The following is a 22,665-nucleotide window of genomic DNA, read 5'->3' as shown; positions in this document are numbered from 1 at the left end:
CCTCGACCATCATCCCACCCTGCACCTGCAGCAACTGATCCCGCATCTGCCGATCGAGTCATTCTGAAACCAGCTGTTAGAGCGCCTATCAGAATGAGTTGAGGCGTCGGTAGCAGATCAGGGCGCAGGCGAGGGCGAGGAAGGCTTCGTGGATGTCGGCGCGGCGTTCCCAGCGGGTGCGCAGGCGGCGGAACTGGTGCAGCCAGGAGTTGCTGCGTTCGACGACCCAGCGCACGGTGCCCAGGCCGGAGCCGTGTGGTGTGCCGCGGCGGGCGATGAACGGTGTGATTCCTCGCTGTCGCAGCGCTTCGCGGTGTGGCTCGCTGTCGTAGGCGCGGTCGGCGAAGAGGGTGTCGGGTCGGCGGCGTGGTCGTCCGCGTTTGCCGCGCACCGGCGGGACGGCGTCGAGCAGCGGCAGGAGTTGGGTGACGTCGTGGACGTTGCCGCCGGTGAGAATCACGGCGAGTAGGATGCCCGCGCCGTCGGTGATCAGGTGGTGCTTGGAGCCCGGTCGACCGCGGTCAACCGGGCTCGGTCCGGTCTGCGGCCCCCTTTTAGCGCCCGGACGTGGGAGGAGTCGACCACCGCGCGGGACCAGTCGATCCTGTTCGCCGCCCGCAACTCGGCCAGGAGCAACCGGTGCAGCCGCTGCCACACGCCTGCCTCGTTCCAGTCCCGCAACCGGCGCCAACAGGTCATCCCCGAGCCGAAGCCGAGTTCCTGAGGCAGATGTTCCCAGCCGATGCCGGTGTGCAGCACATAGAGGACGCCCTGCAAGCACAGCCGGTCCGGTAATCGACGACGACCGGGGTTGCGGAACCGGCGCGGCGGCACCGGCAGCAACGGCTCGACCAGCTCCCACAACCCGTCATCGACCAGCCATGGCTTCGACACACCCACTCATCGGCCCGACGATCATCCTGCTCAACAGCGCAGGTGCAGCATCACCCCATTGTGTTAGGAGGTCTTACTGCGTGCGAAAAGAATCGCTTGCTGAGCTTTCGCATCCGGGTCGAGCAGCATCTGAGCCTCGACCACGAATCCGGCATCGCGCAGCCAGGATGCCACCTGGTCAGGCTGACGGCGGTGGACATGGACCTTCATCGGGTGACCGCCATAGCCCTCCGTCTTCAACCGCGACTCGTCGCCGACGTGAAACAGGAGCTGCAGCGGTCCGCCGGGACGCAATGCTCGGTGGAAGTGCCCGAACACAGTCGGCACCTCGTCGTCAGGGATGTGGATCAACGACTGCCAGGCGAGCAGGCCGGCCACCGAAGCGACGGGGAGGTCCAGGTCCGTCATCGAGCCCACCTCGAACCGCAGGCCGGGGTGATCGCGCCGGGCCACGTCGATCATCCCAGGGGAGAGGTCGACACCGAAGGCGTCGACACCGAGCTCATGCAGATGGGCGGTGACTTCACCGGGGCCGCAGCCGACGTCCGCGACCGGCCCGCCGCCAGCGATCCGCACGCTGTCGGCGAACAACGCCAGAGCCGCGCGCAGGTACTGGTGTCCGGCGAGGGCGCCGCGCACTTGGTCGGCATAGCTGACCGCGACCGTGTCATAAGAGGTTCGGGTGTCGGCCAACCAGTCATCCGTGGTCATGACCGGCACGATATTCCATGATCACGACCTCGTGGACGGCCGACGCAGAGAGACCGATCATCGGCCGCCAACTGGCCCAGAACTCCGCCACGTTCCCGCAGACCGCAATGCAGGAGAGCACATCATGCCGCTGACCACCGAACAGCGCCGCCGCAACGAGGCCAGCATCCGTGCTGCGATGGACCGCCTACTGCTGGGGCAGCTTCCAGCCCGCGGCGGTTGCGACCTCAAAACTCTCGCACGAGAAGCCGGCGTCGCCAGAACGGGCTTCTACGCACGCACCGACCCGCAGGGCAACCAGCGGCCAGGGCCCTATCAGCACCTGGCCGAGGAGTTTCAGCGTCGGCTGGCCGATCTCCGCGAGGCGGGCACCGTCTCAGACCCACGCGAACTCCAGATCACCAGGCTGAAAGACGAGAACGCCAAGCTCCGTGAACGCGTCCAGGAACGCGATGCACGGATCACCGAGCTCACCGAGTTCAAGGAGCGCGCGATGTCACAACTCGCCGCGCAGCACGAAGAGATCCTCCGGCTTCGACAACGCGCCGACTCTCCGAACAACGTCCGCACCCTCCCCACCGCCAGGAAGTCGAGGATCACCGGACCATGCGGCTGAACGAAGATCTGTTCCAAAGGAGTACCGCGACACGACATCACCCATCCACCGACCGCAAGTCCGATCGTCTAACGTGGACGCACACGGCTCCGATGGGCTCCACTGGCTGGTCGCAACGTGACACGCTCACAACGGGACACGGCCACTGCCGCGACAATCGACGCCAGGCCACCGACGAGATCGGCGCCGTCATCACCGCGGTCCGCGCCGCGATCCACCCGGAGCTGCCCGTGCACGCTTCGGCGTCAAGACCCGCGGGTTGCGCCGCTACGGCCCGCACCTGCAGACCGCCGACCCCCTGGCGTGGAGCTACGACGCCCGCCGCTCCCCACGCCTGCCCGACTGCACCACGCACCCCGCAACTGCGTCAACTGCCTGACCTACGCCCTGCGGTGGCGCGAGCGGGTCCTCGACCTTCCCGCCACCCACTACGAACCGTTCGGGGTAGCGGCGTGACCGCCGCAGCCACCTGCTCGCACCACTGGCGGCACTGCACCTGCGGCCCGCGCATCAGGTGGTGCCGACCGCGGCATCACATCAGAAGCGCCGCGTGCGCCCCGGTAGGGCGAACGGCTCGGCGCAGTCGTCGCTCAGGCACTCGCGGTGCTGCTCGGCGACCAGTTCTGTGGGCCCGGATTGAGGCTCGCTGTAAACCCGATTTACAGCGAGCGGCGCCACGCCCTGGGGTCCTCACAAAACCCCGAAGGACACAGCGCGCGGCGTTGCACGACGTCACCGGCAGCACCGGCCTCCACCCACAGGCGGCCGTGCTCGTCGACGACATCACCACCGTCGTGCTGCGTTCACACCGTCCGGCTCGAAGCTCGACCACCGAGTGTCGTTCGTCGAAGCCGGCTTCCGATCCGGGTGCTGCGCCGGTCCGCGAGCTCCACCTCAGCAGTGCGTGACGGGGTTGCCGCGGAGGTTGCCGTCGCCGCACGGCCGGACACCGCTGTCCAGCGGTTGCAAGCCGGTGTCGCCGAAGAGGAGCAACTCGTCGTCCAGAGCGAAGACGACCTGCCCCTCCTCGAGCAGGAGGACCCTGCTCATCACCGCCCGCTCGTCGTGCGCGGCGAACAACTCGCGCATCCGGAAGTCGGCGTCCACGGCCAGCAGCCGGCCGTCCCGCCAGAAGACCGCGGTGCCGTCGCGGTCCAGCGCCGGGTAGGTGGTGCGATAGCCCGACAGCGCCGGACCGTCGCGCAGCACTCCGCCGGGACCCAGACCGCGGAAACGCGACCGGGACGGCACGACGTTCTCCAACTCCGGGCCGCGGGCGTGACCGTGCCGGTCCACCAGCGCCATGGTGTGACTGGGCCACTGCTCGATCACGTCCCCGGACCGGCCGTAGAGGGTCGTGCTGAACGCGCCGTACCTCTGCGATCCGATGAGGAACTCGCCCGGCCCGCAGATCGCGTTGTACTGGCCGGGCCTGGGCCCAGGCGCAGTGGCGGGTGCACACAGGCAGTACCACGCAGCACTCCGCTGGTGGTCAACGTCGTGGGAGTGGCTGGGCACACTCCGCGTGCCGAGCTGGACGCGGCGCTGCGCCGGCTGGAGACCGGCGACCGGGCCGTGTTGGTGCCGGAGGCCCACCAGCGGACGCTGGCCGCCGCGGATCACGCCGCCGCACTGGTGGTCGGTGGCGAGGAGCAGCACCTGCTCGCCCTCGACCCGGTGTAGCGGGCCGTGTCTGCTGTCGTGCTCGTCATGGGTCGCCGGGGTTCCGGGCAGGGGAGCGGGGTTGTTCTTCCCCTGTCCGGGTGTGGCTGTCATCGGCATCGCGGTGCTGGGGCGGCAAATCACGTTCAGGTGAGGTTCACCGGCACCGTGCATGAGCGAGCAGGTCCGAGGGGATCCGGTGGTCGGTTCAGGGCGGGTGGTGTGGAGGTGTTCCCGCCGGTGGTGCTGCGCGCGAGGGCGCCGGGGGCGGGAACACCGCCACACCACCCGCGGTGCCCCTCACACCGGTCGGGAGCGTGCCCCCAACCTCAGTGCCGGCCCTTCACATCGGGTGACCGGCCCGCACGTGGGTGACGCCCTGGGTCTTTCCGGATGATCGCCCACGATCTCGAGGTGCTGCACGCCTGGCTGCGGTCATGGCAGAAAAACGCCCCAGCCGCGCGTCGGGAACCTGGCTGCTCATGGCCACGCGGGCACCCGAGGCCCAGGCGGGGCTGACCATGTTCGAACTCTCCACACGCGACCCGGCCGGCACCGAGCGAGAAGCCGCTGAGCCGGGAAGTCGCACGCGTCTTGACCTACGTGGAACAGGCCGTCAACGACGTAACCTTATTCAACACCATGCTCTACCTGCTCAGCACCGACACCGATCTGAGGTGCTCGTGCCCGTACCGCACCCGTCGCAGGAACAGCCGCATCGCCCACGCCACCACAGCGCTGCGGTGGGCACGACCACCGCCGACCGCGCACGCCGAGGATCGTCAAGGGGGCATGGCCTTCTGCTGCGGGGCCTGGTGTCGTCGTTGTGCTCGTGCCAACGGTTCAGTTCGATGCCGCGCTGGCGCTCGCGGTTCGGCTCCCTCGTCGCCGTGAGGGGTGTGGCTGCGCTGGCCTGAGAAATGGTGGGGTGGTGTCGGTGGTGGAGCGTACGGTGCGCTCGTATGGGCAGGAGATCAGCGTCGAGCTCCCCGGCGAGTGCGGGGGAGCGGGTGGAGGCGTTTCGGGCGCAGGCCGCCGAGGTGCGGGAGCATCCGCTGTTCTCCGCAGCGGGGTACACCTTCTCGTTCCGGATGCGGGTGTTGTGCGAGGGCGGCGCCCGCTCCGCGTTCCCGTCGGCGACGCGAGACCAGCAGCGCTACCTGGCCTCGTTGCTGCGTCCGTTCCTGTCCCAGAGTGACCTGTCTTCGTTCAACCAGTGCTTCGGCGTGTTCGGCCGCGTCTGCACCGATCAGATCCTGCGCCAAGGCCTCAGCGATGTCCGCAAGGACTACGAACGCGCGAAGAACAGCGTGCTGTTCGCCGCAACGGCTCGCTGGAGACGAGGAGAACCACCACCCGTCCGCGCCTACCGGGACTGGGAGATCGGCGAGGCCATGCGCTACGGAGACGGCCTGATCCACATGAACCCCGAACCCCGGCGGCTGCTGCGCTCGCTGGAGGGACCCGGTAGCCAGGAGTGGAACAACCAGGCCGTCATGCGGCTGTTCCACACCACCGGCACCACTGCCCTGCGCGTTGACGACCTCCTGCACATCGCGCTGGAGCAAGGCGCACTGCACACCTAAAGCGCCCCTGGGACTCACCGCACCCCACCACCGCGCACGCTCCGCCTCGAGGTAGAGAAGGGGGGCGACGCGATGCCCGGGACGTAGCCTGACCTGGTAGGACGGGGTGTGGCGTGCGGTCTGCTGCTATCGCGGTCAGCCGCTGGTGACGGGGTGGGCGCGGGGTTGCCGTCGGGGTGCTGGTTGATCCAGGACAGTCCGCCGAGGTCGAGTCGGTGGCGGGCGCGGGTGGCCGCGACGTAGGTCGAGCGAGCTTCGGCGTGGTCGATCTGGCCGGGGAGCGGGTCTCCCCCCGGGGGTGGTGCCTTTGGGTTCACCGGTTCGGGGAAGTCCTCAGCGATGCGGACGGTGGACCACTCGCGGCCCTTGGCGGCGTGGGCGGTGGACACGGTGACCTGAGCGTCGGTTTCGGTGCTGAGCTTGTCCAGGGTCTGCGAGTGGCTGCACCCTTGACGCAACGACGACCGCTGCCCCGCTCGTACGGGCGTGAGTGGGGCAGCGGTCGTCGTGGGTGTCGTCAGCCGCGCAGGGTGGTGATCAGCAGGTTCGGGTCTTTCTGGGTGTTGTAGGCCGCGCTGGGCACCAGGAGGGTGCGGCCGCGGACGGCGATCGAGGTGGGGTTGGACAGGCTGTCGGCGGCGGTGAGCAGGACTTCGGTGCGGCGCTGGGTGATGCGGACGACCTGGCTGACGGTGTTGAGCGCGGCCACGATCTCGTCGCCGCGGCCGGTGAACGCGAAGTCGTCGACGCCGGTCAGGCCGGAGGCGACCACGCGGGCCGGGCCGAGGTGGTGGTCCGGGCCCGTCGGCAGGCGCAGGATCGTGCCGTGGTCGAGGTTCGAGACGTACACCGCCCGGTCGTGGATCTTGATGCCGTTGACGCCGAGCAGGCCGTCGGCGGCCAGCGCGGGGTCGGAGCTGACGGTGTGGACCTTTCCGCGGGGCGAGACCGTGTAGATGCGTCCCTTGACCGGGTCGGTCACGTAGAGCAGACCGGTCGCTGGGTCCTGCGCCAGGCCGTTGGGCAGTCCGTCGGCGGGCAGAGCGGCGAGGCGCCGGGGCTGGTGGCCCTCGGTGAACGTCCAGATGCCGGTCTCGGTGGAGCCGGTGGCGTAGGTGACGTAGAACGTCCGGCCGTCCCGCACCAGCCCGGTCGCCAGGGGGAACCCGAGCACCGGGGTCTTCGCGGGGGCGGGAGGGGTGGCCAGGACGGTGATCCGGTCGTCGGCGCCGACTCGGGCGACCTGCCGGCTGACGGCGAAGGTGACGTCGACGCTGCCGTTGCGGTCGAGGACGATGTTCTCCGGCAGCTGCCCGGCGGCCAGGTCGAAGTGCGCGGCAACCTGCGGGCCGGCAGCGTCGTGGTTCCTTGGGCGGCGGAGGCGGCGGTGGGCGCGCCGACGGCGACGAGACCGGCCAGGGCGGCGGTCGCGAGGGCTCGACGGGTCAGAACGGTGTTCACGCGGGTGTTCTCCTGCTTCGAGGGGCTTTGCGGTTCGAAGCTGTGCGTCAGCGCGGCGTGCTGGTCCCGACGATGATCGCCCGGCCCAGGGTGTGCGGGATCAGCGTGATGTTCAGCAGTGCCAGGCTCGCGCCCTCGGGCACTTCCAGCGATTCGACGGCGAGCGCGGTGACGCAGATGAACAACCGGTGGGTGCCGGTGCCGGGCGGCGGGTTGACCCCGGCGTAGCCGGTGCTGCCGAGGTCGTTGACCAGTGCGGTGCCGGTGCCGCCGCCGTGCGGAAGCCCGCTCGGGGTGACCGGGATGTCCTTGACCGCCCAGTGCCACAGCCCGCCGGGGATCGGGGCGTCGGCGTCGAACGCGGTCACCACCAGGCTCCGCGTGCCTTCGGGCAGCAGGCCCCAGGACAGCTGGGGTGACTCGTTGCGCGGCTGGTGGGCGGAGTCGGGCAGGGCCTCGCCGTCGATGAAGTCCGTGCTGGTGACGGTGAACGCCGGGGCGGGAAAGGCCAGGGCGTACGGGTCGTAGGTCATCTCGTGCTCCTCAGCTCGGATGTACAGCATTGCTGTACTTCGAGGAAACGTACAGCAATGCTGTACATTTGTCGGCATGAGTGACCTGGATCTCGCCGAAGAGCTGCGCGCCGCGGTCGGCGACTTCGTGCGCCGCGCGCGCGTCCACGACGAAATGCCGTCCGGGCAGGCCGCGGTACTCGGCCACCTCGCCCGCTCGGGGCCACTGTCGATCGCCGACCTGGCCCAGCTCGAGCAGGTCAAGCACCAGTCGATGGCCCGCACCGTCGGCCTGCTGGCCGATCAGGCACTGGTCACCCTCAGCCGGCATGACACCGACCGTCGCCGGGTCATGCTGACTCTGACCACGTCCGGCGGCGACGCACTGGCGAGCGCTCGCCGCGCGCGGGCCGCCGGGATAGCCCGCGCGATCCGCGAGGACCTCGACGACGCCGAGCAGGAGATCATCCGCCGCATCCCGGAGGTGCTGCGGAAACTCCAGCCGTGAGGGCTCCCGGCAGTGATCAGCGAAAGATCAACGTCAGCGTTGGTGGCGGCACCGAGCACGTGCAGTCCGATCCGGCAGCGAGCCCGACCCGTCCAGTAGCCCGGCGAACACCGTGGCCAGCCCGAGCGTGCTCCAGAACGCGGCGTCGAGCAGATCCGCAGTCGCCTGCGGACGGCCCGGTCGCACCGCCCGCGGCACTGGCGTCGGTAGGTGTCACTGCTGCCGAGTCGATGATTGTTCGATCCTGGACGTCCGCTGTACGGCATGGTGGAAGGCGCTGGCTGCAACCTGGCCGTAGCGGTCCAGGCCCACTCCCTCGACGTGCAGGAACAGTGACGTCATCCGTTGCGCCCCGGCGTTTTCGTTGTGCCGCTGCACGGCGTCGAAACAGGTCTCGAACAGCAACTGCAACCGGGTGCGCAACTCGGCTTCGTCGTCGATCTCCGGTCCGGCGGGGAAGGGTGGTGTGGTCACGATGTGCCGCGGGTACCCGTCGTTTCTGTGGTTTCGCAGCACCTGTGCTCGTCCGATCTCCGGAACGCCGCCGTACCTGTCGTGGGCCATCTGGAAGCCGACGATCGCCGCGTCCGAGTCACCGACGACCTCGGTGCCACGTCCACAGCGGAACTCGACCTGCTCCACGCCCGCCACACCGACTCGCCACCGTTGCAGGACCGCCTGCGCGACGGCCGCGATCACGTACTCCACGGCACTGACCTCCCTGCCAGAGGGTGGGGCAGGACGCGCGGTGGAGCCGATGTCGACGTTGCTCGACGTGGTCGCAGGCCCCCGGTTCTCCGAGGAGCGGTTAGTCGCCTGACGAGGGCCTGGTGTTCGGGCAGGATGGGCTGGTGAGCGGTCGTGGGAGTGGTGGTGACCGGTTTCGGGATCCGTTGGTGTGGGTGGAACGGTTCGCGAACGAGGTGCTGGTGCGGTGCCCGGTGTGCGGTGAGTGCGCGATCGTGCTCGACGGTGCAGGAGCGCCGGAGTACCAGGCCGGCCGCGGTGACCGTCGTCTGCTGGCGCGGTGGCGTCTGCGGTGTCGTGTCTGCGGCCTGTCCAAGGACGGGTTTCTGTCGCAGCCCGTGTTCGGCGTGCCGGTGGATCCCTGCTTCCGGCTTCCTCTGTGGCTTCAGGCGGACTGCTGCGGCAAGCTCTTGTGGGCGTACAACGCCGAACATCTCGATCTCCTGGAGTCCTACGTCGCCGCCCGGCTTCGCGAGCGCAGGGCGAGTCCCGGCGTGATGAGCGTGGTGGCGCGGCTCCCGGCCTGGCTGAAGTCGGCGAAGAACCGTGAGGGGATTCTGCGGGCCGTCCGGAGGTTGCGGTCGTCGTTGCCGACCGCGCAGCGCTGAGACGCGGTGCGTCTCCGAAACGGTACCGGTCGGCGTCGCCTCACCGACCGGCGCGACGGCCTCGCGGGTGACCCGGAGCTGCTGGCCGCGGCGCACGGGGTGTCCGTCACCGCCGCAGTCGACTTCTCCGTGATCGTGGACAGCGCCACGCGCATCCACGTCTTGGACCCGTGCCGTGGGGCCGGGCTGTTCTGGTGCGGCTGAGGACCCGCATGGGGAGCGGGATCGGTGCTGTCGATCCCCGTCGGGCGCTGGCGGTCGTCGGCGTGCTCGGCGATGTCGTCGACGGTGGACTCCTCGTCGGTGTCGGGCCACGTGCGCACGACCTCCAGAGCCTCCCCGCCCCCGTCGTGCACCGGATCGGAGGGCCTGGATGTGGAGCAGCGCCACGCCCGGCTCAGCGCGTGGGTGGGACGGGCCGGCTGGCCGTGCGGGGCCGGGGGTCGACACTGCTGCGGGTCGGTGTGCTGGCGGACGTCGGCTGCGGGTGTCAGACGGTGCAGGGCGAGCGGCCTGTCCACGGTCGACGGCGGCAGCCTGGTCTGGCTCGGCGCCGGCGAGGTGACGATCCTGGCCTTGGCCGCCGATCCCGCACGGCTGTCCGGCCTGGCTCTGCGCACCCTGCGCTGACCGCCCTCGCCACGCCGAGGCGGTACTGGCGCACCTGACAGGACGAGCACAGCGCGGACGTCGTCGGCGCTCACCGTGCTGTTCGAACGCTCCTGTCCAGCGCGGCACCCGGCGCCGATCACCGAAACCGGCGTGCACGCGCGGGCGGTCGGGACGGGCCGCCGCTGCGCGTCGAGGGCGAGTGGGTCTCGTTGACCGATCTGCGTCGTGAGCTGGTCGACGTGCCGCGCGGGGAGTCGGACCTGGCGCTGCGCCGGTTGCAGGGCTCGGGTCGGGTGGTGCTGGCGCCGGAGGCGAACCAGCGGGCGCTGACCGCCGCCGATCGCACCGCTGCGGTGGTCGTGGGTGGCGGGGGCAGCACTTGGTGGCCTTCAACCCGGTCTGGCCGAGTGGCTGCTCGTCGATGTACCGGGTGCGCTTCGACCTTTGACCAGGGTTGTGATCAAGGCGCTGTCCGCGATCCTGCTGGTGCGGCGTGGTCGAGGAACACGACCTGTGAGCTCCGGAAACGCCGGTCAGGGGACGGGTGGCGTGTTCGTGGGGTGTGTGGGGGTGGTGTGGCACTGGTCGAGCAGGCGCAGACCCAGCGGGGTGATGAGGTGGTTGGCGGTGTTGGCGTGGCGGTGTGTGGTGATCAGGCCGGCGTTGCGCAGCACGCCGGTGTGGTGGCTGATCGTGGCTGCGGAGAGGTTGTTCAGCTCGGCCAGTGCCGCGGTGGTGCCGCCGGTCAGCGTGCAGCGCAGGACGGCGGCTCTGGACAGGCCCAGCAGCGCGCCCAGGTTTGCGCCGGTGGCGTGGTGGGCGGCGAAGCGGAACTCGGGGCGGACGGGGAAGGTCAGGACCGGGCGCAGCGCCGGATCGGCCAGGGCCACCGGGCGGTGCAGGCCGAAGTAGCAGGGCCAGCAGCAGGCCGCGGCCGTGGAGGTGCAGTTCGCGGTCGACGGCGTAGTCGACCATGAGCACTGGCGGCCGCCAGTGCATCTGCGGCTCGAGGTCGGCCAGCAGGCCGTCGGATCCGTACCGCAGGTAGGTGTTCAGCAGGTGGGCGCGTTGGCCGCCGAGGGCCCTCTCGACGGTGTGCCGGTGGGGCTCGATCACCTCCCCGACGTAGGTGCGCAGCACGGTGCGCAGCCACGTCAGCGCCCGCAGGTTCCCGGACGCCAGGTCGTCGAGCCACGCGGTCGAGCCGGTCGTCTCCCGCAGCCGGGTGATCTCCTGCAGCAATCGCGCCGGCGGAGTCGACAGCACGACGTCCGCACCGGTGTCGAAGTCGGGCACCTCGACGTCGGGGGTGAGGAAGTCGGGGAAGTAGTTCGCGAACGGTGCGACCGCAGCCAGTGCCCGGACCGCGGCGAGGACCTTCCGATTGTGCGTGGCGAGGTCGCGCACGTGCCGACGCCACCAGTCGAAGTGCGCTCCGCCCTCGTCGTGCTGGAGCAGGTGAACGCTGTTCACCACCTCCCACAGCAGGTCGGTCTCCGTCTTCACCCTCGTGCGCTCGAGATCGGCGCTGGTGAAGTGGATGCGCAAGGTCGGCACGGCGTCCCCTCGAATCGTCATCCGTTCACAGCGCCCTGATCGACGCCCGCACTCCGTTGTGTGAGGAGGACCGCTCGTGGATACGCGAAGCGGCGGCGCGACACTCGATGGGAGCAACGGCACGACGACGTTCGACCGTGGTCGAAGCGCACGGGCACGCCCCGCCCGCACTGTCACGCTCGCTCGTGGCGGGTCGCGACGAGAGTGTTGGGGTTTGCAGGGCGCCAGGGGTGCCGAGATCGGGTGACGACCGTCGAGAACCCGCACGGTGAGGACACCTGCTTCGCCGGCATACGGGCGACCGACGACCTTCGGATCGTGATCTCGACGCGAACGTCCTCGTCGGCAGAACCGCCCGTACGACACGCGAAAATCGGAAGATTCGGAGAGGATCATCATGCGAGTCACACAGGTCGTCGCAGGGGCAGCAGCCGTCATCACCGCGGCTCTCGGGCTGGGACTGGCAACCGCTGGACCCGGCGCGGCCACGGAGAGCGGTTCCTGGCGTGCTTACGGAAACACGAACCCGATCACCTCCAGCACCAGCACGTGGCACTGTGCCAGCAGCAGGACGGTCGCGACCAACGTGGTCGCGCAGGTCTGCGCGGTCAGGGCACCAGGTGGGGGAGCCGTGCAGGCAGCGGTGATCGTGCGCAACAACCGGTCCAGCCTCTACTCCGTGGAAGCGGGGATGGACCTGTACACCTCGTCCGGCACCTACCAGGGTGACTGGTTGTGCCAGTCATCGGGAGTTGGAGCGAACTCGTGGTCGGTGTGCTTCGGCCGGACCTTGCCCCAGAGCAGTCCGGTGAACTCGGCGGGGTTCGCCAACAGCACGAGTCTCGGCGTGTCGTCGTTGGTCTGAACCCGACGTCGTCGAGACGACTCGAACCCTGCGGGCTCCCCGATCTCCGGCACGATCGCTGAGTCGCGAGTGAGGTGAGGCGGGTTTTTCAGCTGGTCCAGACCCGGTGGCCCGCCGCTGGCGCTCCGGCCTTCCGGGGCCGGAGCGTCGGTCCTCGGGTGGAGGTGTCGTCGAGTACCGGCCGCACCGGCCGGATGCCCTTGTGGGCCACGAGGCAGCGCGCAGGGGCACGCGGTGCTCCACGTGTCGGTGCGCTCCCTGCTGGGTGCCACCGAGGCCGGGCACTCAGCAGTCGGCATCGTGCTCGCGGCCGTGTCGCTGCTGGTCATGCCGGTGCTGTCGGCGGCACAGCGCCGCACCGGGCGCGAGCTGGGGTCGGCCAGCGCGGTCGCGGCCTCCAGGCAGACCCTGCTGTGCACCTACCTGTCCGGTGTGCTGCTGGTCGGCCTGGTGCTCAACTCGCTGTTCGGCTGGTCCTGGGCAGACCCGGTCGTCGCCCTGGCCGTTGCCGCTGTCGCGGTCAGAGAAGGACGCGAAGCCTGGCGCGGCGAACACTGCGCCTGCTGACACCGCCGACACCGAAGCCGTGACGGCGCACTGCGTCCAGCACCTGCGGGAGTGGGTCGCAGTGCGGCGCAGATCGCGGTGTCGTGCCGGTGCTGGAACTGGACGCGGTCGATCACGACCGCTTCGTCAGGAGGCGTCCTGGTCTGACCGCCCCGCACGAAGCCCCCTGGGACGGGCGGCTCGCCGTCGACGCGGACCGCCGCCCGTGCGCGTCGTCGGGTGGGCCGGGGCTGCTGCGCTGGCCCACCGTGCCCACCTGGCGTCCCGGTGCGAGCGTGGTGACCTCGTCCACGACCCCCGCCGGGCCACCAGCACCTCCGGAATCTGCCCTCAGCGCTTTGCCGACGGCAGATTCCGGGGCTGCTGGGAGCGGGCAGCGGCCCGCGCCGCTGTCCGCTCTCGTGCTCGTTGTCTGTTGGTGGTGCTCGTGGGTGGGGGACGGTCGAGCACGTGGGTGCGCGGGTGGGACGTTCGTGGTGCGCTGGCCGGGCGCAGCGTTCGGGGACCGGGGTGGGTGCGCCGCACTCGCGGGTTGCTCCGGCACGGGCGCGCTGGCTGCCACGCTGTACCGGTCCGGGGAGGCGCTGCCGTTGCTGGAGCGTCTGTGGTGAGCGGGCTGATCGGTTCCGGGATGTGTCGGTGGCGGTCACCGGGTTGTTGCCGTGGTGGGTGCGGGGGTGGTTCAACGGGATCTTGTGGTGGTTTCGTGCCGGGTCGGGCTGGTGTGGTGTATCCGGAGGATCATGGGGCGGATGCGCGGACGTGTCGAGTCCGGGCTCCTCCGCCACTGCCTCCTCCGCCACTGTTTCTTCCTGTCCTGGCAGGTGTTCAGCGTGACCACCGGTCGCGGGCCGGAGCCACTGGTTTCGCGAGCCCCTGCGGTGGGTGCGCGGAATGAGTTCGTCGTGGTTGTGATTTGTTGCACAACACGCGTGTGGTGCGGGCTTGTGATCTGTGCGGTCACCGTCATGTGACCAGATCACTGCGAAGTGGCCACTGTCCGCGGGGGGTGTTGACCAGCAAGCTGGGTGCATGACGATCCTCATCACCGGTGCGACCGGTCAACTGGGCGGTGCAGTGGTCCGCCACGTTCTCGACCGTACGAACGAGCAGGTCATCGTTTCTGTGCGTGACCCGAAGAGGTTCGACCTGGACGGTGTCGAGGTCCGCCGAGGTGATTTCGCGCGTCCTGAGACGCTCGACTTCCGTGGCGTGGACAAGCTGCTGATCGTGTCGGCGTTGGCGCCTGATTCGGGTACTCGCATCCAGATGCACAAAAATGCTGTCGCCGCGGCGGTGCAGCACGGTGTGGGGCACATTTTTTACACGAGTGTGACTGATGCGGACACGTCCCCGATCTACGTCGCGGAGGTGCACAGGGCGACCGAGGAAGCCGTCCGCGCCACCGGTGTGCCGTTCACCTTTCTGCGCAACGGCTTGTACCACGAGAACTTTGTCGGGCTGTTCTCCGGCGAGATCGTCGCGGTCTCGACCAAGGACGGTCGTGTCGCGAGTGCCCCTCGTGATGATCTGGCCCTCGCTGCGGCGGTCGCGCTGACCACCGAGGGGCACGAGAACCGGGTCTACGAGCTCACCGGTTCGACCAGTTGGTCGTTCCCGGAACTCGCCGGGGACCGGTTCCGCGACGTCGGCGACGAGGACGTGGACGCGGCGGGTTCGCCCTTCAGGCTGGTCGACTACTTCGTCGCGATCCGCAACGGGCTGTTCTCCGAGGTCCGCGGCGACCTGGAGGAGCTGATCGGCCGACCGTCTCGCCCCATCGCGGTCTGAGGACCGTCGATCACGGCGTTGACGGTGTCGGGCCGACTGCGGGCCGGTGCCGGTGAGGAAGGCGGTGAGCGGTGCGGGGTGACGCCGGACGTGACGCGGTCCCCGGTGGGCGGCCTTGATGAGTTTGGCGTCGTCGCGGGCGGGGTGGCGGGGGTGGTCGGCCGTGAGATGGGCCAGCAGGCCCTCGGTCGGGGTGAACTCGGGGGCGTGGCCGGGAAGTGGGAGCACGATCGGCCAGCACGACCGGATCAGCTGGTCATGCAGCTGGGCTGCAGCTCGACAGGCCGCTGGCCGGTTCTCGGTGGCTTGATCGACGGGTGGGAACTCGCAGTGGTCTCGTCGCGGGTCGGTCCGTGTGGCTGGCTTCTGGCATCCCGCAGGTGGTCAGGGCATGCGGGCCGCGACGGGGGCGGCCAGGGGTTCCGGGCGGGCGCGCATGTCGGCGGGCGTCGAGTCCGCGTTGCGGTTGGTGAGGCCGCAGTCGATCTGGACCTGGTGCAATCCGTGTGTGAACTCCAGGGTAAAGGCGGAGGTGACGATCCCGGACACGGCTCCGTCACCAAGGCCGGGGATGTCGACCGCGTCGGCGACGTGGCGGTGGTTCTTCGCCATCGCCGCTCGCGCCACCGCTGTGTCGGGGTGCAGGGTGACCGTGACCTTGGGCGCCATCGCCCCGTGCATGTAGGTGGTGCCCTCGGGGGCGGGCCGCTCGTGGTCGAGCGTGGCGGTGCTCCGCCTGCACATCCTGGTGATCGGACCCACCGGCGTCGTGCTGTAGGTGCGGTCGACGTTGGTCGGGTCGACGACGTGGCCCACCGCTTGCTGGAAGTCTGCTCCGGTGAACACGGCGCAGGCGTCGGTCACCGCCCCCCCGGGTCGCCGCCCCCCCGGTCGCCGCCGCCCAGTTCGCCGAGGTCCGCGGCCGAGCTCGGCCCGTTGGGCACTCCCTTGACGACGGTGTCGACCAGTGCGACGAGCGTGGGTTCGGCAATCGCGGGCTTCTTGTTGCTCCAGAAGAGGTTGAGTCTGAAGCGCGTGTTGCGGACCCGGCCGTACACCTCCACGCCGCCGTGCTCGTCCTGGACGGCGGCGTTCTCGACGCCCGGCAACGACCGGCCCTGCTCGGCGGGGGTCTGCTCCAGCACACCGTCCTCGGCGTACTGCTCCAGCTCCAGCGACAGGGTGCGGAGCACCGCCTTCTCGTAGTCGATCGTCCTGGTGTCGCAGCGCGACCGCGCCGAGAAGGGCCACGTCGGTGGCGATGCCGGGTCGGCCGCCGGCAGGGGGTCCGTGAAGGACTCCTGCACCAGCAGGCCGTCGTTGCCGATCGGTCCGATCCGGGTGGCGACGCTCGACGGGTCGAGGAGGCCGCAGGCGTTCACGTACTGGTACTCGCCGAGGCAGTAGTCGCCCGAACACCCGGCGTCCTCGGTCACACCGCCGCTGGGGCCACCACCAGAAGCTCCTTCACCCCCGCCTCCCAGGGCCGACCAGGCGGTGACACCCCCGGCCGTCAGCACGGCGACCAGAGCCAGGACCGCCCGCACCACCCAGCTCTCGCGCCGCGGAGGCGGAGGCGGGGACCACCCCGGCCCACCGTGCACCGGTCCAGCCGGGTGGGCGGGCCAGGACTGCGGCCCGTGACCCGGTCCCGGTGCGGGTACGGCGACGGCGACGTGCCGGACACTGGATCACCCGTCCTCTGAGGAACACCGACTCGCTACACACCCGTGCGCGACCGGTTTCGACGGCTCGACCCGGCCACGGGTTCCGCAGTCGTCGGTGGTGATCATCGTCGAGCCCCCTGATCAGGTCGGCGGAGTGGGAGAAGTCGCAGTGGGCCTGACCGGTGTTGACGGACATCTGAGATCAGGGGACGCGGGTCTCCGGAAGGACGTCCCGTCATGGAGCCCACGGGGAGGAGGAAGCGGTGGCCTGGGCGGTCGTTCACCCCGGAGTTCAAGGCCGAGATCGTGGAGCTGTGCCGGCGGGGCGACCGGTCGGTCAGGTCACCAGGGACGTCGACCTGACCGAGACCGCGGTGCGGCAGTGGGTCGTGCAGGCCGAGCGCGAAGCCGGGACGCGCACCGACGGGCTGACCACCGACGAGCGCGAGGAGCTGGTCCGGCTTCGGCGGGAGAACCGCCGACTGGCCGAGGACGTGAAGATCCTCAAGCGTGCCACGGCTTTCTTCGCGAACGAGACCCGGTGAACCTCTGTCCGTTCGTCGAGGCGGAGAAATCGGGCGGCGGCAATGTCAGCAGGGCGTGCACGCTGTTGAAGGTCTCCCGAGCCGCCTGCTGCGCCCACCGCACGACCGGCCCTTCCGGGTGTGCCTGCGCCGCGGTGGCACGAGCAGGTCGCAGACCCGTCTCGGTGATCGGTCGCGGTACGGCCGGGTCGTCCCGGATCGCTGGCCGGTCGTTGTTGTGCGATGGCGGGGCCGGCCAGGCGCAGGTGGGTCGTCCTCTGTGCTCTGTTCGCGCGTCCACCCGCACAGCGCGGGGTCGATGATGCCGTCGGTGCCGGCCTGGTCGGCGGTCGGCGGCGTGGTCGTGCCGGCCGTCCACGGCACCCGGCGCCGCCGGGACCTCCGGGCGTTCGTCGAGCAGGTGCTGTCGGGCGAGGCCGCGCGGTGCTCACCGAAGCCGAGGTCGCCGCACCGCGACCAGCACCCCGCGACCAGCACCCCCCGGCCAGCACCCCGCGGCCAGGCAGGTGCTGCTGCTGGTGGTGGTCTGCCCAGCCGCGTTCGACCGCCACGTGCTCTCCGGTGGGGCGGATCGGCGTCACCTCGCCCAGCGCGCCGGTGAGCCCGGCGACGACCGGGTGTGCGGGCGGTGCTGCTGATCGCGTTCGATGCGGTCGTACGCCTCCTGCGCCGCCGAGACGACATCGCCGTGTGCGATCGACCACCGCTGCAACGCGTGCAGGGGCTCGCGCAGGCTGTCACCCGCTTCGGTGAGCGTGTACTCGACGCGGACCGGGACTTCGGAGTGGACGGTGCGGTGCACGAGGCCGTCGCGTTCGAGTCCGCGGAGGGTCTGGGTGAGCATCTTCTTCGAAATGCCCTCGATGCGCCGGTTCAGCTCTGAGAATCGGGCGCTGCCGTCGGAGAGCGCGACGACGACAAGCACCGTCCACCGGTCTCCGACACGATCCATGATCCGGCGAGTCGGGCAGTCCGCGCGGTAGGGGCTGCCGTGCAGCACCGGCCCGGCCTGGTGGGTTACCACGAAGTGCCTTCTTCCTGTGGGAGAGTCGCCCTCCTACGATAACCGAAGTGTCGTCCGACGCTCCGGCTTTCGAAGGAAGGCAACTGTTGTCTCGCATTACTGTCATCGGTGGCACCGGTTATGCCGGCTCGGCCATTGTCGCGGAGGCCGCCGCTCGCGGTCACCAGGTCACCGCGCTGAGCCGCTCGCTCCCCGAAAAACGAATTCCGAACGTGGTCCACGTCGTCGGTGACGTCACCGACGAAGCGACGCTCCTGGCGCCCGTGCGAGGCGCGGACGTCGTCGTGGGCGCGATCGCTCCGCGCGGACCGCTGGCCGCCGTCTTCCGCGACGCCTACCGCACCATCATGCGTCTGGCCGGCGCCGCGGGCGTGCCCCTGTTCGTCGTCGGCGGTGCTTCGACGCTGCGTCCGGCACCTGGAGCGGACCGCTTCATCACCGACCTCAGCCACATCCCCGCGGAACTGCACGACGAGATCCGCGCCGGGGCGGCGATCGTTCTCGAAGACCTCCCCGCCGCGCCCGCGTCGCTCGACTGGGTGTTCGTGAGCCCGGCGCTCAGGTTCGGCGCCAAGATGCCCGGCGAGCGGCTCGGCCGGTACCGACTCGGCGACGACGTCGCGGTCGACCCCGAAGGCGGTGCGATCTCCGCACCGGACTACGCCCTCGGTTTCGTCGACTTGATCGAAAAGCACGAACACCACCGCGCGCAGGTCAACCTCGGTCACTGAGCAGAAGATCCCCCGACTCGTTTCGGAATGGCCGAGGAGCGTTCTCCCGGCCATTTCTTCATGACCTCCGGAAAAACCGTCGGAGGTGACGCGTCTTCGGCGCGCTCGCCTCGAAGTCCGTGATCGACGACGAGAGCGCGGTGAACAAGGACGAAGCAGGGACGGGTGGTGCCGCGATCCTCGGGTACGGACCCGTGGGCCAACTGCTGGCCGCGGTCCCGGGTGGACGCAGCCACCGCGTCGTGGTCCTCGAACGCTGTCCCAGTTCTCCGGGCGGCCCCGCACCGACCACCCCGACCACGGGTGATGCGCGTCATCCGGTCCATCGGTGCGGCTGATGATCTCGTGACCAGGACCAGCCGTCCCTCCGCCTGCGAGTTCCGCGTGGTCACCGGCTGGATGTCGGCCGGGATCTGCAACCGCGGCAGCAACCACCGCGGGGGGAGGGGCGGCAGGACCGCGCGGAACAGGATGTGCAGCGGCACCGGCTCCCACCGCGCCGGCAACGCGTCGTGCGGACGTCTGCGTCGCTGTTCATCACCCCAGCCGTGGCGTGCTGTTCACCGGTACACACCTCGAGGTGCCCACCTGCTGTCCGTTGCTGGCCGGGTCGTGGTCAGCGGGGCCCGGCCGTGACGGGCTGTTGTGTACCGCACGGTGGTGGCCGACCGCGGTGCGGCGCTGGTCGTCAGCGGAGAGAAGCAGCACTCGGTGGCCCTCGACCCGGTCCTGCAGGCCGGTCCAGCAGGCCGTACCGGCCTGCTGGACCGGGTCGTGAAGCAGCCCCTGGGGCAGGACGGCTGGTGTGTGGGTGGGTGTCATCGCCAGGTTCGTCGGGCCCACCAGGGGTGGTCGGCGGACACGTGGGGGTCGGGGTGGCTGCGTGTGCGGTAGTGCTCGTCGAGGGGGTCGAGGACGGTGCGCAGTTCGCGGGCGGCTCGTGCGGGGAGGGCGTGCAGGGCGAGTTCGAGGACGCCTCGTTCGTCGCTGGGGTGTCCGGGGTGGCACAGCGGGCAGCCGCACCCGCCGGAGCGGGCGCGGCGCGGGCTGCGTGCGGTGCGGGACCAGGCGCGCAGGGCGGCGGTCACGGCGCCGGGGTACAGGCGCTGGTGTTCCAGTCGGGTGATCGCCGCGGCGAGGTGGCTGGAGCCTCGTGGCAGTCCTGGTGGTGCGGGGGTGTGGTGCTGCCAGCTGGGTCGGCGGGCGCGGGCGTGGAGCTGGGACGGCCGTCTACGCGGCATCGTCCTTTCTGCGTCGTGGTGTCACGACGCAGCAGCATGCCAGATGCGGTGGGTGTGCGCGTCGGCGAACAGCGGCCTGCGGGTGTTCGGCACCGCCACCGGCACCGCCCGCAGCACCCCGCCGGTACCGGCCCCCTCGGCGCTGGCGGTGGCGCTCACCGGCCGCGGCACCGGTGCCCAGGCGGGCCTCCGCGCTGGCCACGCTGAGCAGCGCGGTGCTCGGCGTCGTGGCCCCCCCGGCCGTCGCGGTGTGCCGCGCTGTGGTGACCTCCGGTGGCGGGACCTCTGGCCGCGTGCGGGTGGGTGGGTGGTGGTCGGGGTCGGGACGGCACGCGCCACTGGTCGTCGCGCAGGTGGGCAGCAGCAGCGCCTGACGGCCGGGCTCCGGGCACCGCCACCGGGATCGTCGCCGGGATCGGCGTCGCACGCGCTCGGCGCGGATCAGGTCGCCCGGGCGGACGGGGGTGTGGTCGGGCAGCGGGATCGCGGCGGGGTGGGCCAGCACGGCGAGGCTCCCGGTCGGGGGCACTGGATGGTGGTCGACCGCTGTCCTGCCAGGAGCCTCGCCCACCACGCTCTCCACCGCTCAGTCCACGACGTGACCTGCGCCGTCACGATGAGAACGGCTCACTGCGTTGTCGGCCTTGCCGGCGTGCGGACCGCTGTCCGGGCCGGACGCTCTCCGTTCACGTTCGCGCGGACGCTTATCTGGCCGATATCTCACCGTCGATAGCTTCGCCCGGTTCGCAGAAGATCGACCAGGACGGAGACGCGGCTATGCGGAAGCGACATCGATCCATCAGGGTGCTGGGCACCGTGGTGGTCACGGGGGCACTGCTGGGCTTCATCACCCCCGTGGCAGGGGGCGAGCAGGCAGGTGCCGGCCTGAGCCGGTTCTACGACCAGCGGATCACGTGGGCCCCGTGCGACCCACCGGTGCCAACCGGTTTCCCCGCCGACTTCTGGAAGGAGCAGTGGTCCGGGATGGACTGTGGCACGGTCCTGGTGCCCGTGGACTACCGCGATCCGGGCGGCCGCACGCTCGAGATCACCGCGACCAGGGTCAAGGCCAAGAACCCGGCGGAACGACAGGGCGTCCTGCTGACGAATCCAGGAGGTCCCGGCGTCTCGGGCGTGTTCTTCCCCAAGGGGTTCGCCGGGCTGTCCGCCGTGGCGGAGAGCTTCGACGTCATCGGTTTCAACCCCAGAGGCACGCGGTTCAGCAAGGACGAACTGCGGTGCGAGGTCCCCGACCGGGCTCCTGACCGGCCGAGCCGACCGACCGACGCGCAGCTGGCGGTGATCGCTGAACAGGTGCGCCAGCAGGAACAGATGTGTCAGCGCGCAGGCGGTGACCTGCGCAAGCACATCAGCACCGCCAACACCGCACGGGACGTGGACGTCATTCGTGCCGCGATGGGCGAGCGGAGGATCAACTACTACGGCGTGTCGTACGGCACCTACCTCGGCGCCGTCTACGGGAGCCTGTTCCCGGGCAAGCTCGACCGCAGCGTGCTCGACTCCTCCATGCACCCCGACTGGTCCTACTACGAAGCCAGCAGGAGGCAGGCGATGGCGATCGGGGCCAGCGTCGACGCGTGGACGGCCTGGGCCGCACAGCGCGACGGCACCTACGGACTCGGCAGGACGGCGGACGAGGTCCGGGCCACGCTGGAGAAGCTGCACGGACAACTGGAGCGCACGCCGGTTCCCCTGGACGGCGGCCCGCCGGAGGTCACCTCGGTCGACGGTGACGTGCTGGATCGGTGGATCGTCGGCGTGCACGCCCCGAGCAGGCCGAGCTGGGACGTCCTCGCCGAGCTCCTCGTCCGGTTCCGGGAAGCGCTGGAGAACGGCGAGCTCTCACCCGACGCCGCCGCGGCGCTCGAGGTCGTGGCGCGGACCGCCGAGCCGAAGACCGCCATCGGCGTGTACGAAGCGGTGACCTGCGAACGGGACTGGCCCACGGATCTCAACCACTACTACCAGCAGATGAAGATCTTCCGCGAGAAGTACCCCCACGGCGAAGGAGCGATGTCCGCGGCGCCCACCCCGTGCACGTTCCGCAGCTTCACCCCGCCGGAGCGACCCGTGGACGTCAAGCGCCGGGGCGGCCGGCCCGGCCTGGTGCTGCAGGCCGAGTTCGACCCCGCGACGCACTACGAGGGCGGCCCGGCGATGGCGAGGAAGCTCCGCGCTCACTTGATCACCGTGGTGGACGACGGCAGCCACGGCCTCTACGTCGCCAACCCCTGCGTCACCGCACAGGTCGACGAGTACCTCATCCGCGGCACCCTGCCGCCCGGGGAATCCACCTGCGCGGGCGCACCACGACCGGAGGTGCCGGCCGACGGGCAACCGGCACGTTCCGACAAGTCCGCCGGCTCGCTCGCCGAACAGCTGCAAGCACTCACCACCCGTTACCCGAAGCTGCCGCTCGGCTGACCGGGTAACAGCAACGGCGGTGCCTGACTTCGTCCGACACCGCCCGTGTCCGCTCGTGCCGGAGTCTCTCCCCGGGCAGGTGCTTCTCCCTCCGGTGCGGCCTCCAGGCGGTCGGGCGGGGAGGCGAGTGGCGCACTGCCCGCCTGCCCGATCGCCGCCCTGCGGGGTCCGCCCGGGTGGGGGGTGGCCGTGCGGGGTGGGAGAGGTGCTCACCCGGTGGTGGTGCGGGTTGCGGAGTCTGACCGGCATCTGCGTCCGGGGAGACTTCCCCTTCTCGTCCCGCCGGTACCGCGAGGACTTCGCGACGGAACTCCG

The 22,665-nt window shown here is 70.2% G+C and carries 27 protein-coding genes and 1 pseudogene; 15 read left to right on the top strand and 13 right to left on the bottom strand.

Going from position 1 to position 22,665, the window contains the following annotated elements; all coding sequences use genetic code 11:
* Positions 1-88: 88 nt before the first annotated feature.
* Both IMZ35_RS29190 and IMZ35_RS29185 read right to left on the bottom strand, forming a co-directional pair.
* Positions 89-894 (bottom strand): IS5 family transposase gene (locus IMZ35_RS29190; protein ID WP_438816916.1). Its coding sequence is split into 2 segments (ribosomal slippage): positions 89-567 and positions 567-894, totalling 807 coding nucleotides; the frame shifts between segments, so codons are not numbered across the junction.
* Between the two features lie 63 nt (positions 895-957).
* Entirely contained in the window at positions 958-1,605 is a 648-nt protein-coding gene (locus IMZ35_RS29185; RefSeq protein ID WP_199444430.1) for a class I SAM-dependent DNA methyltransferase, read from the bottom strand.
* Positions 1,606-1,729: 124 nt separating this feature from the next.
* On the opposite strand from IMZ35_RS29185, the gene IMZ35_RS29180 reads away from it, so the two are divergent.
* Complete coding sequence (locus tag IMZ35_RS29180; protein ID WP_199444429.1) at positions 1,730-2,221, top strand: hypothetical protein; 492 nt, start codon at positions 1,730-1,732, stop codon at positions 2,219-2,221.
* 145 nt (positions 2,222-2,366) lie between these two features.
* Positions 2,367-2,600 carry a deazapurine DNA modification protein DpdA family protein gene (locus IMZ35_RS32365; protein WP_438816918.1) on the top strand — a complete coding sequence of 78 codons (234 nt, stop codon included), beginning with the start codon at positions 2,367-2,369 and terminating at the stop codon, positions 2,598-2,600.
* 515 nt (positions 2,601-3,115) lie between these two features.
* Here IMZ35_RS32365 and IMZ35_RS29175 read toward each other — a convergent pair.
* On the bottom strand, positions 3,116-3,553 hold the full coding sequence (locus IMZ35_RS29175; RefSeq protein ID WP_199444428.1) for a hypothetical protein: 438 nt from the start codon (positions 3,551-3,553) through the stop codon (positions 3,116-3,118).
* Between the two features lie 174 nt (positions 3,554-3,727).
* On the opposite strand from IMZ35_RS29175, the gene IMZ35_RS29170 reads away from it, so the two are divergent.
* Together IMZ35_RS29170 and IMZ35_RS29165 are read left to right on the top strand one after the other, a co-directional pair.
* Positions 3,728-3,904: a hypothetical protein gene (locus IMZ35_RS29170; protein ID WP_199444427.1), complete on the top strand. Its 177-nt coding sequence runs from the start codon at positions 3,728-3,730 to the stop codon at positions 3,902-3,904.
* 989 nt (positions 3,905-4,893) lie between these two features.
* Complete coding sequence (locus IMZ35_RS29165) at positions 4,894-5,469, top strand: hypothetical protein (protein WP_199444426.1); 576 nt, start codon at positions 4,894-4,896, stop codon at positions 5,467-5,469.
* Between the two features lie 14 nt (positions 5,470-5,483).
* Here IMZ35_RS29165 and IMZ35_RS29160 read toward each other — a convergent pair whose 3' ends face one another.
* From IMZ35_RS29160 to IMZ35_RS29150, 3 genes are all read right to left on the bottom strand, one after another.
* The gene (locus IMZ35_RS29160; RefSeq protein ID WP_229373603.1) at positions 5,484-5,927 is read right to left on the bottom strand and encodes a 3'-5' exonuclease; all 444 of its coding nucleotides are present in this window, start codon (positions 5,925-5,927) and stop codon (positions 5,484-5,486) included.
* A 59-nt stretch (positions 5,928-5,986) separates the two neighbouring features.
* Positions 5,987-6,643, bottom strand: coding sequence for an SMP-30/gluconolactonase/LRE family protein (locus IMZ35_RS29155; RefSeq protein ID WP_199444425.1), 657 nt, complete (start codon positions 6,641-6,643; stop codon positions 5,987-5,989).
* A gap of 334 nt (positions 6,644-6,977) precedes the next feature.
* Entirely contained in the window at positions 6,978-7,463 is a 486-nt protein-coding gene (locus tag IMZ35_RS29150) for a YbhB/YbcL family Raf kinase inhibitor-like protein (RefSeq protein WP_199444424.1), read from the bottom strand.
* A gap of 76 nt (positions 7,464-7,539) precedes the next feature.
* On the opposite strand from IMZ35_RS29150, the gene IMZ35_RS29145 reads away from it, so the two are divergent.
* Positions 7,540-7,950, top strand: coding sequence for a MarR family winged helix-turn-helix transcriptional regulator (locus IMZ35_RS29145; protein WP_199444423.1), 411 nt, complete (start codon positions 7,540-7,542; stop codon positions 7,948-7,950).
* Positions 7,951-8,163: 213 nt separating this feature from the next.
* On the opposite strand, the gene IMZ35_RS29140 is transcribed toward IMZ35_RS29145, so the two are convergent.
* Positions 8,164-8,658, bottom strand: coding sequence for a hypothetical protein (locus IMZ35_RS29140; RefSeq protein ID WP_199444422.1), 495 nt, complete (start codon positions 8,656-8,658; stop codon positions 8,164-8,166).
* A 122-nt stretch (positions 8,659-8,780) separates the two neighbouring features.
* Between IMZ35_RS29140 and IMZ35_RS29135 the strand changes: the two genes are divergently transcribed.
* The 3 genes from IMZ35_RS29135 to IMZ35_RS29125 are packed head-to-tail and all read left to right on the top strand — an operon-like array spanning position 8,781 to position 9,935.
* Positions 8,781-9,305 carry a TFIIB-type zinc ribbon-containing protein gene (locus IMZ35_RS29135; protein WP_307868998.1) on the top strand — a complete coding sequence of 175 codons (525 nt, stop codon included), beginning with the start codon at positions 8,781-8,783 and terminating at the stop codon, positions 9,303-9,305.
* Between the two features lie 6 nt (positions 9,306-9,311).
* A complete protein-coding gene (locus IMZ35_RS29130; RefSeq protein WP_199444421.1) occupies positions 9,312-9,509 on the top strand; it encodes a hypothetical protein in 198 nt (65 codons plus the stop codon).
* A gap of 24 nt (positions 9,510-9,533) precedes the next feature.
* A complete protein-coding gene (locus IMZ35_RS29125) occupies positions 9,534-9,935 on the top strand; it encodes a hypothetical protein (protein ID WP_199444420.1) in 402 nt (133 codons plus the stop codon).
* 515 nt (positions 9,936-10,450) lie between these two features.
* On the opposite strand, the gene IMZ35_RS29120 is transcribed toward IMZ35_RS29125, so the two are convergent.
* Positions 10,451-10,807, bottom strand: coding sequence for an ArsR/SmtB family transcription factor (locus tag IMZ35_RS29120; RefSeq protein WP_199444419.1), 357 nt, complete (start codon positions 10,805-10,807; stop codon positions 10,451-10,453).
* Between the two features lie 46 nt (positions 10,808-10,853).
* On the opposite strand from IMZ35_RS29120, the gene IMZ35_RS29115 reads away from it, so the two are divergent.
* From IMZ35_RS29115 to IMZ35_RS29100, 4 genes and pseudogenes are all read left to right on the top strand, one after another.
* Complete coding sequence (locus IMZ35_RS29115) at positions 10,854-11,513, top strand: hypothetical protein (protein ID WP_199444418.1); 660 nt, start codon at positions 10,854-10,856, stop codon at positions 11,511-11,513.
* Positions 11,514-12,105: 592 nt separating this feature from the next.
* Positions 12,106-12,339, top strand: a complete 234-nt coding sequence (locus IMZ35_RS31210; RefSeq protein WP_229373602.1) for a hypothetical protein — start codon at positions 12,106-12,108, stop codon at positions 12,337-12,339.
* Between the two features lie 246 nt (positions 12,340-12,585).
* A pseudogene (locus IMZ35_RS29105) lies at positions 12,586-12,906 on the top strand (cation efflux transmembrane domain-containing protein); the annotation flags it as partial.
* Positions 12,907-13,938: 1,032 nt separating this feature from the next.
* A complete protein-coding gene (locus tag IMZ35_RS29100) occupies positions 13,939-14,697 on the top strand; it encodes an NmrA family NAD(P)-binding protein (protein WP_199444416.1) in 759 nt (252 codons plus the stop codon).
* Positions 14,698-15,081: 384 nt separating this feature from the next.
* On the opposite strand, the gene IMZ35_RS29095 is transcribed toward IMZ35_RS29100, so the two are convergent.
* Positions 15,082-15,543, bottom strand: coding sequence for a hypothetical protein (locus IMZ35_RS29095; RefSeq protein WP_199444415.1), 462 nt, complete (start codon positions 15,541-15,543; stop codon positions 15,082-15,084).
* 14 nt (positions 15,544-15,557) lie between these two features.
* Positions 15,558-16,244 (bottom strand): hypothetical protein, encoded by a 687-nt coding sequence (locus tag IMZ35_RS29090; protein ID WP_199444414.1) that lies wholly within the window; start codon positions 16,242-16,244, stop codon positions 15,558-15,560.
* A 434-nt stretch (positions 16,245-16,678) separates the two neighbouring features.
* On the opposite strand from IMZ35_RS29090, the gene IMZ35_RS29085 reads away from it, so the two are divergent.
* Positions 16,679-16,909 carry a transposase gene (locus IMZ35_RS29085; RefSeq protein ID WP_199444413.1) on the top strand — a complete coding sequence of 77 codons (231 nt, stop codon included), beginning with the start codon at positions 16,679-16,681 and terminating at the stop codon, positions 16,907-16,909.
* A 577-nt stretch (positions 16,910-17,486) separates the two neighbouring features.
* On the opposite strand, the gene IMZ35_RS29080 is transcribed toward IMZ35_RS29085, so the two are convergent.
* Positions 17,487-17,906 (bottom strand): winged helix-turn-helix transcriptional regulator, encoded by a 420-nt coding sequence (locus IMZ35_RS29080; protein WP_438816917.1) that lies wholly within the window; start codon positions 17,904-17,906, stop codon positions 17,487-17,489.
* Between the two features lie 74 nt (positions 17,907-17,980).
* On the opposite strand from IMZ35_RS29080, the gene IMZ35_RS29075 reads away from it, so the two are divergent.
* Positions 17,981-18,664 (top strand): NAD(P)-dependent oxidoreductase, encoded by a 684-nt coding sequence (locus IMZ35_RS29075; RefSeq protein ID WP_199444412.1) that lies wholly within the window; start codon positions 17,981-17,983, stop codon positions 18,662-18,664.
* 818 nt (positions 18,665-19,482) lie between these two features.
* Here IMZ35_RS29075 and IMZ35_RS29070 read toward each other — a convergent pair.
* Complete coding sequence (locus tag IMZ35_RS29070; protein ID WP_199444411.1) at positions 19,483-19,905, bottom strand: hypothetical protein; 423 nt, start codon at positions 19,903-19,905, stop codon at positions 19,483-19,485.
* 21 nt (positions 19,906-19,926) lie between these two features.
* Positions 19,927-20,064 (bottom strand): hypothetical protein, encoded by a 138-nt coding sequence (locus IMZ35_RS29065; protein WP_199444410.1) that lies wholly within the window; start codon positions 20,062-20,064, stop codon positions 19,927-19,929.
* A gap of 618 nt (positions 20,065-20,682) precedes the next feature.
* On the opposite strand from IMZ35_RS29065, the gene IMZ35_RS29060 reads away from it, so the two are divergent.
* The gene (locus IMZ35_RS29060; protein WP_199444409.1) at positions 20,683-22,350 is read left to right on the top strand and encodes an alpha/beta hydrolase; all 1,668 of its coding nucleotides are present in this window, start codon (positions 20,683-20,685) and stop codon (positions 22,348-22,350) included.
* Positions 22,351-22,665 lie beyond the last annotated feature (315 nt).

Source organism: Umezawaea beigongshangensis (genome assembly GCF_016464305.1).
GTDB classification, from domain to species: Bacteria; Actinomycetota; Actinomycetes; order Mycobacteriales; family Pseudonocardiaceae; genus Umezawaea_A; species Umezawaea_A beigongshangensis.
This window is presented reverse-complemented; position numbering and strand designations above follow the sequence as displayed.

What these genes read in the sequence shown, in the direction of transcription:
- IMZ35_RS29185 (WP_199444430.1), bottom strand. Translation starts at nt 1,605, where the DNA reads ATGACCACGGATGACTGGTTGGCCGACACCCGAACCTCTTATGACACG.
- IMZ35_RS29180 (WP_199444429.1), top strand. Translation starts at nt 1,730, where the DNA reads ATGCCGCTGACCACCGAACAGCGCCGCCGCAACGAGGCCAGCATCCGT.
- IMZ35_RS29150 (WP_199444424.1), bottom strand. Translation starts at nt 7,463, where the DNA reads ATGACCTACGACCCGTACGCCCTGGCCTTTCCCGCCCCGGCGTTCACC.
- IMZ35_RS29145 (WP_199444423.1), top strand. Translation starts at nt 7,540, where the DNA reads ATGAGTGACCTGGATCTCGCCGAAGAGCTGCGCGCCGCGGTCGGCGAC.
- IMZ35_RS29100 (WP_199444416.1), top strand. Translation starts at nt 13,939, where the DNA reads ATGACGATCCTCATCACCGGTGCGACCGGTCAACTGGGCGGTGCAGTG.
- IMZ35_RS29070 (WP_199444411.1), bottom strand. Translation starts at nt 19,905, where the DNA reads ATGCCGCGTAGACGGCCGTCCCAGCTCCACGCCCGCGCCCGCCGACCC.
- IMZ35_RS29060 (WP_199444409.1), top strand. Translation starts at nt 20,683, where the DNA reads ATGCGGAAGCGACATCGATCCATCAGGGTGCTGGGCACCGTGGTGGTC.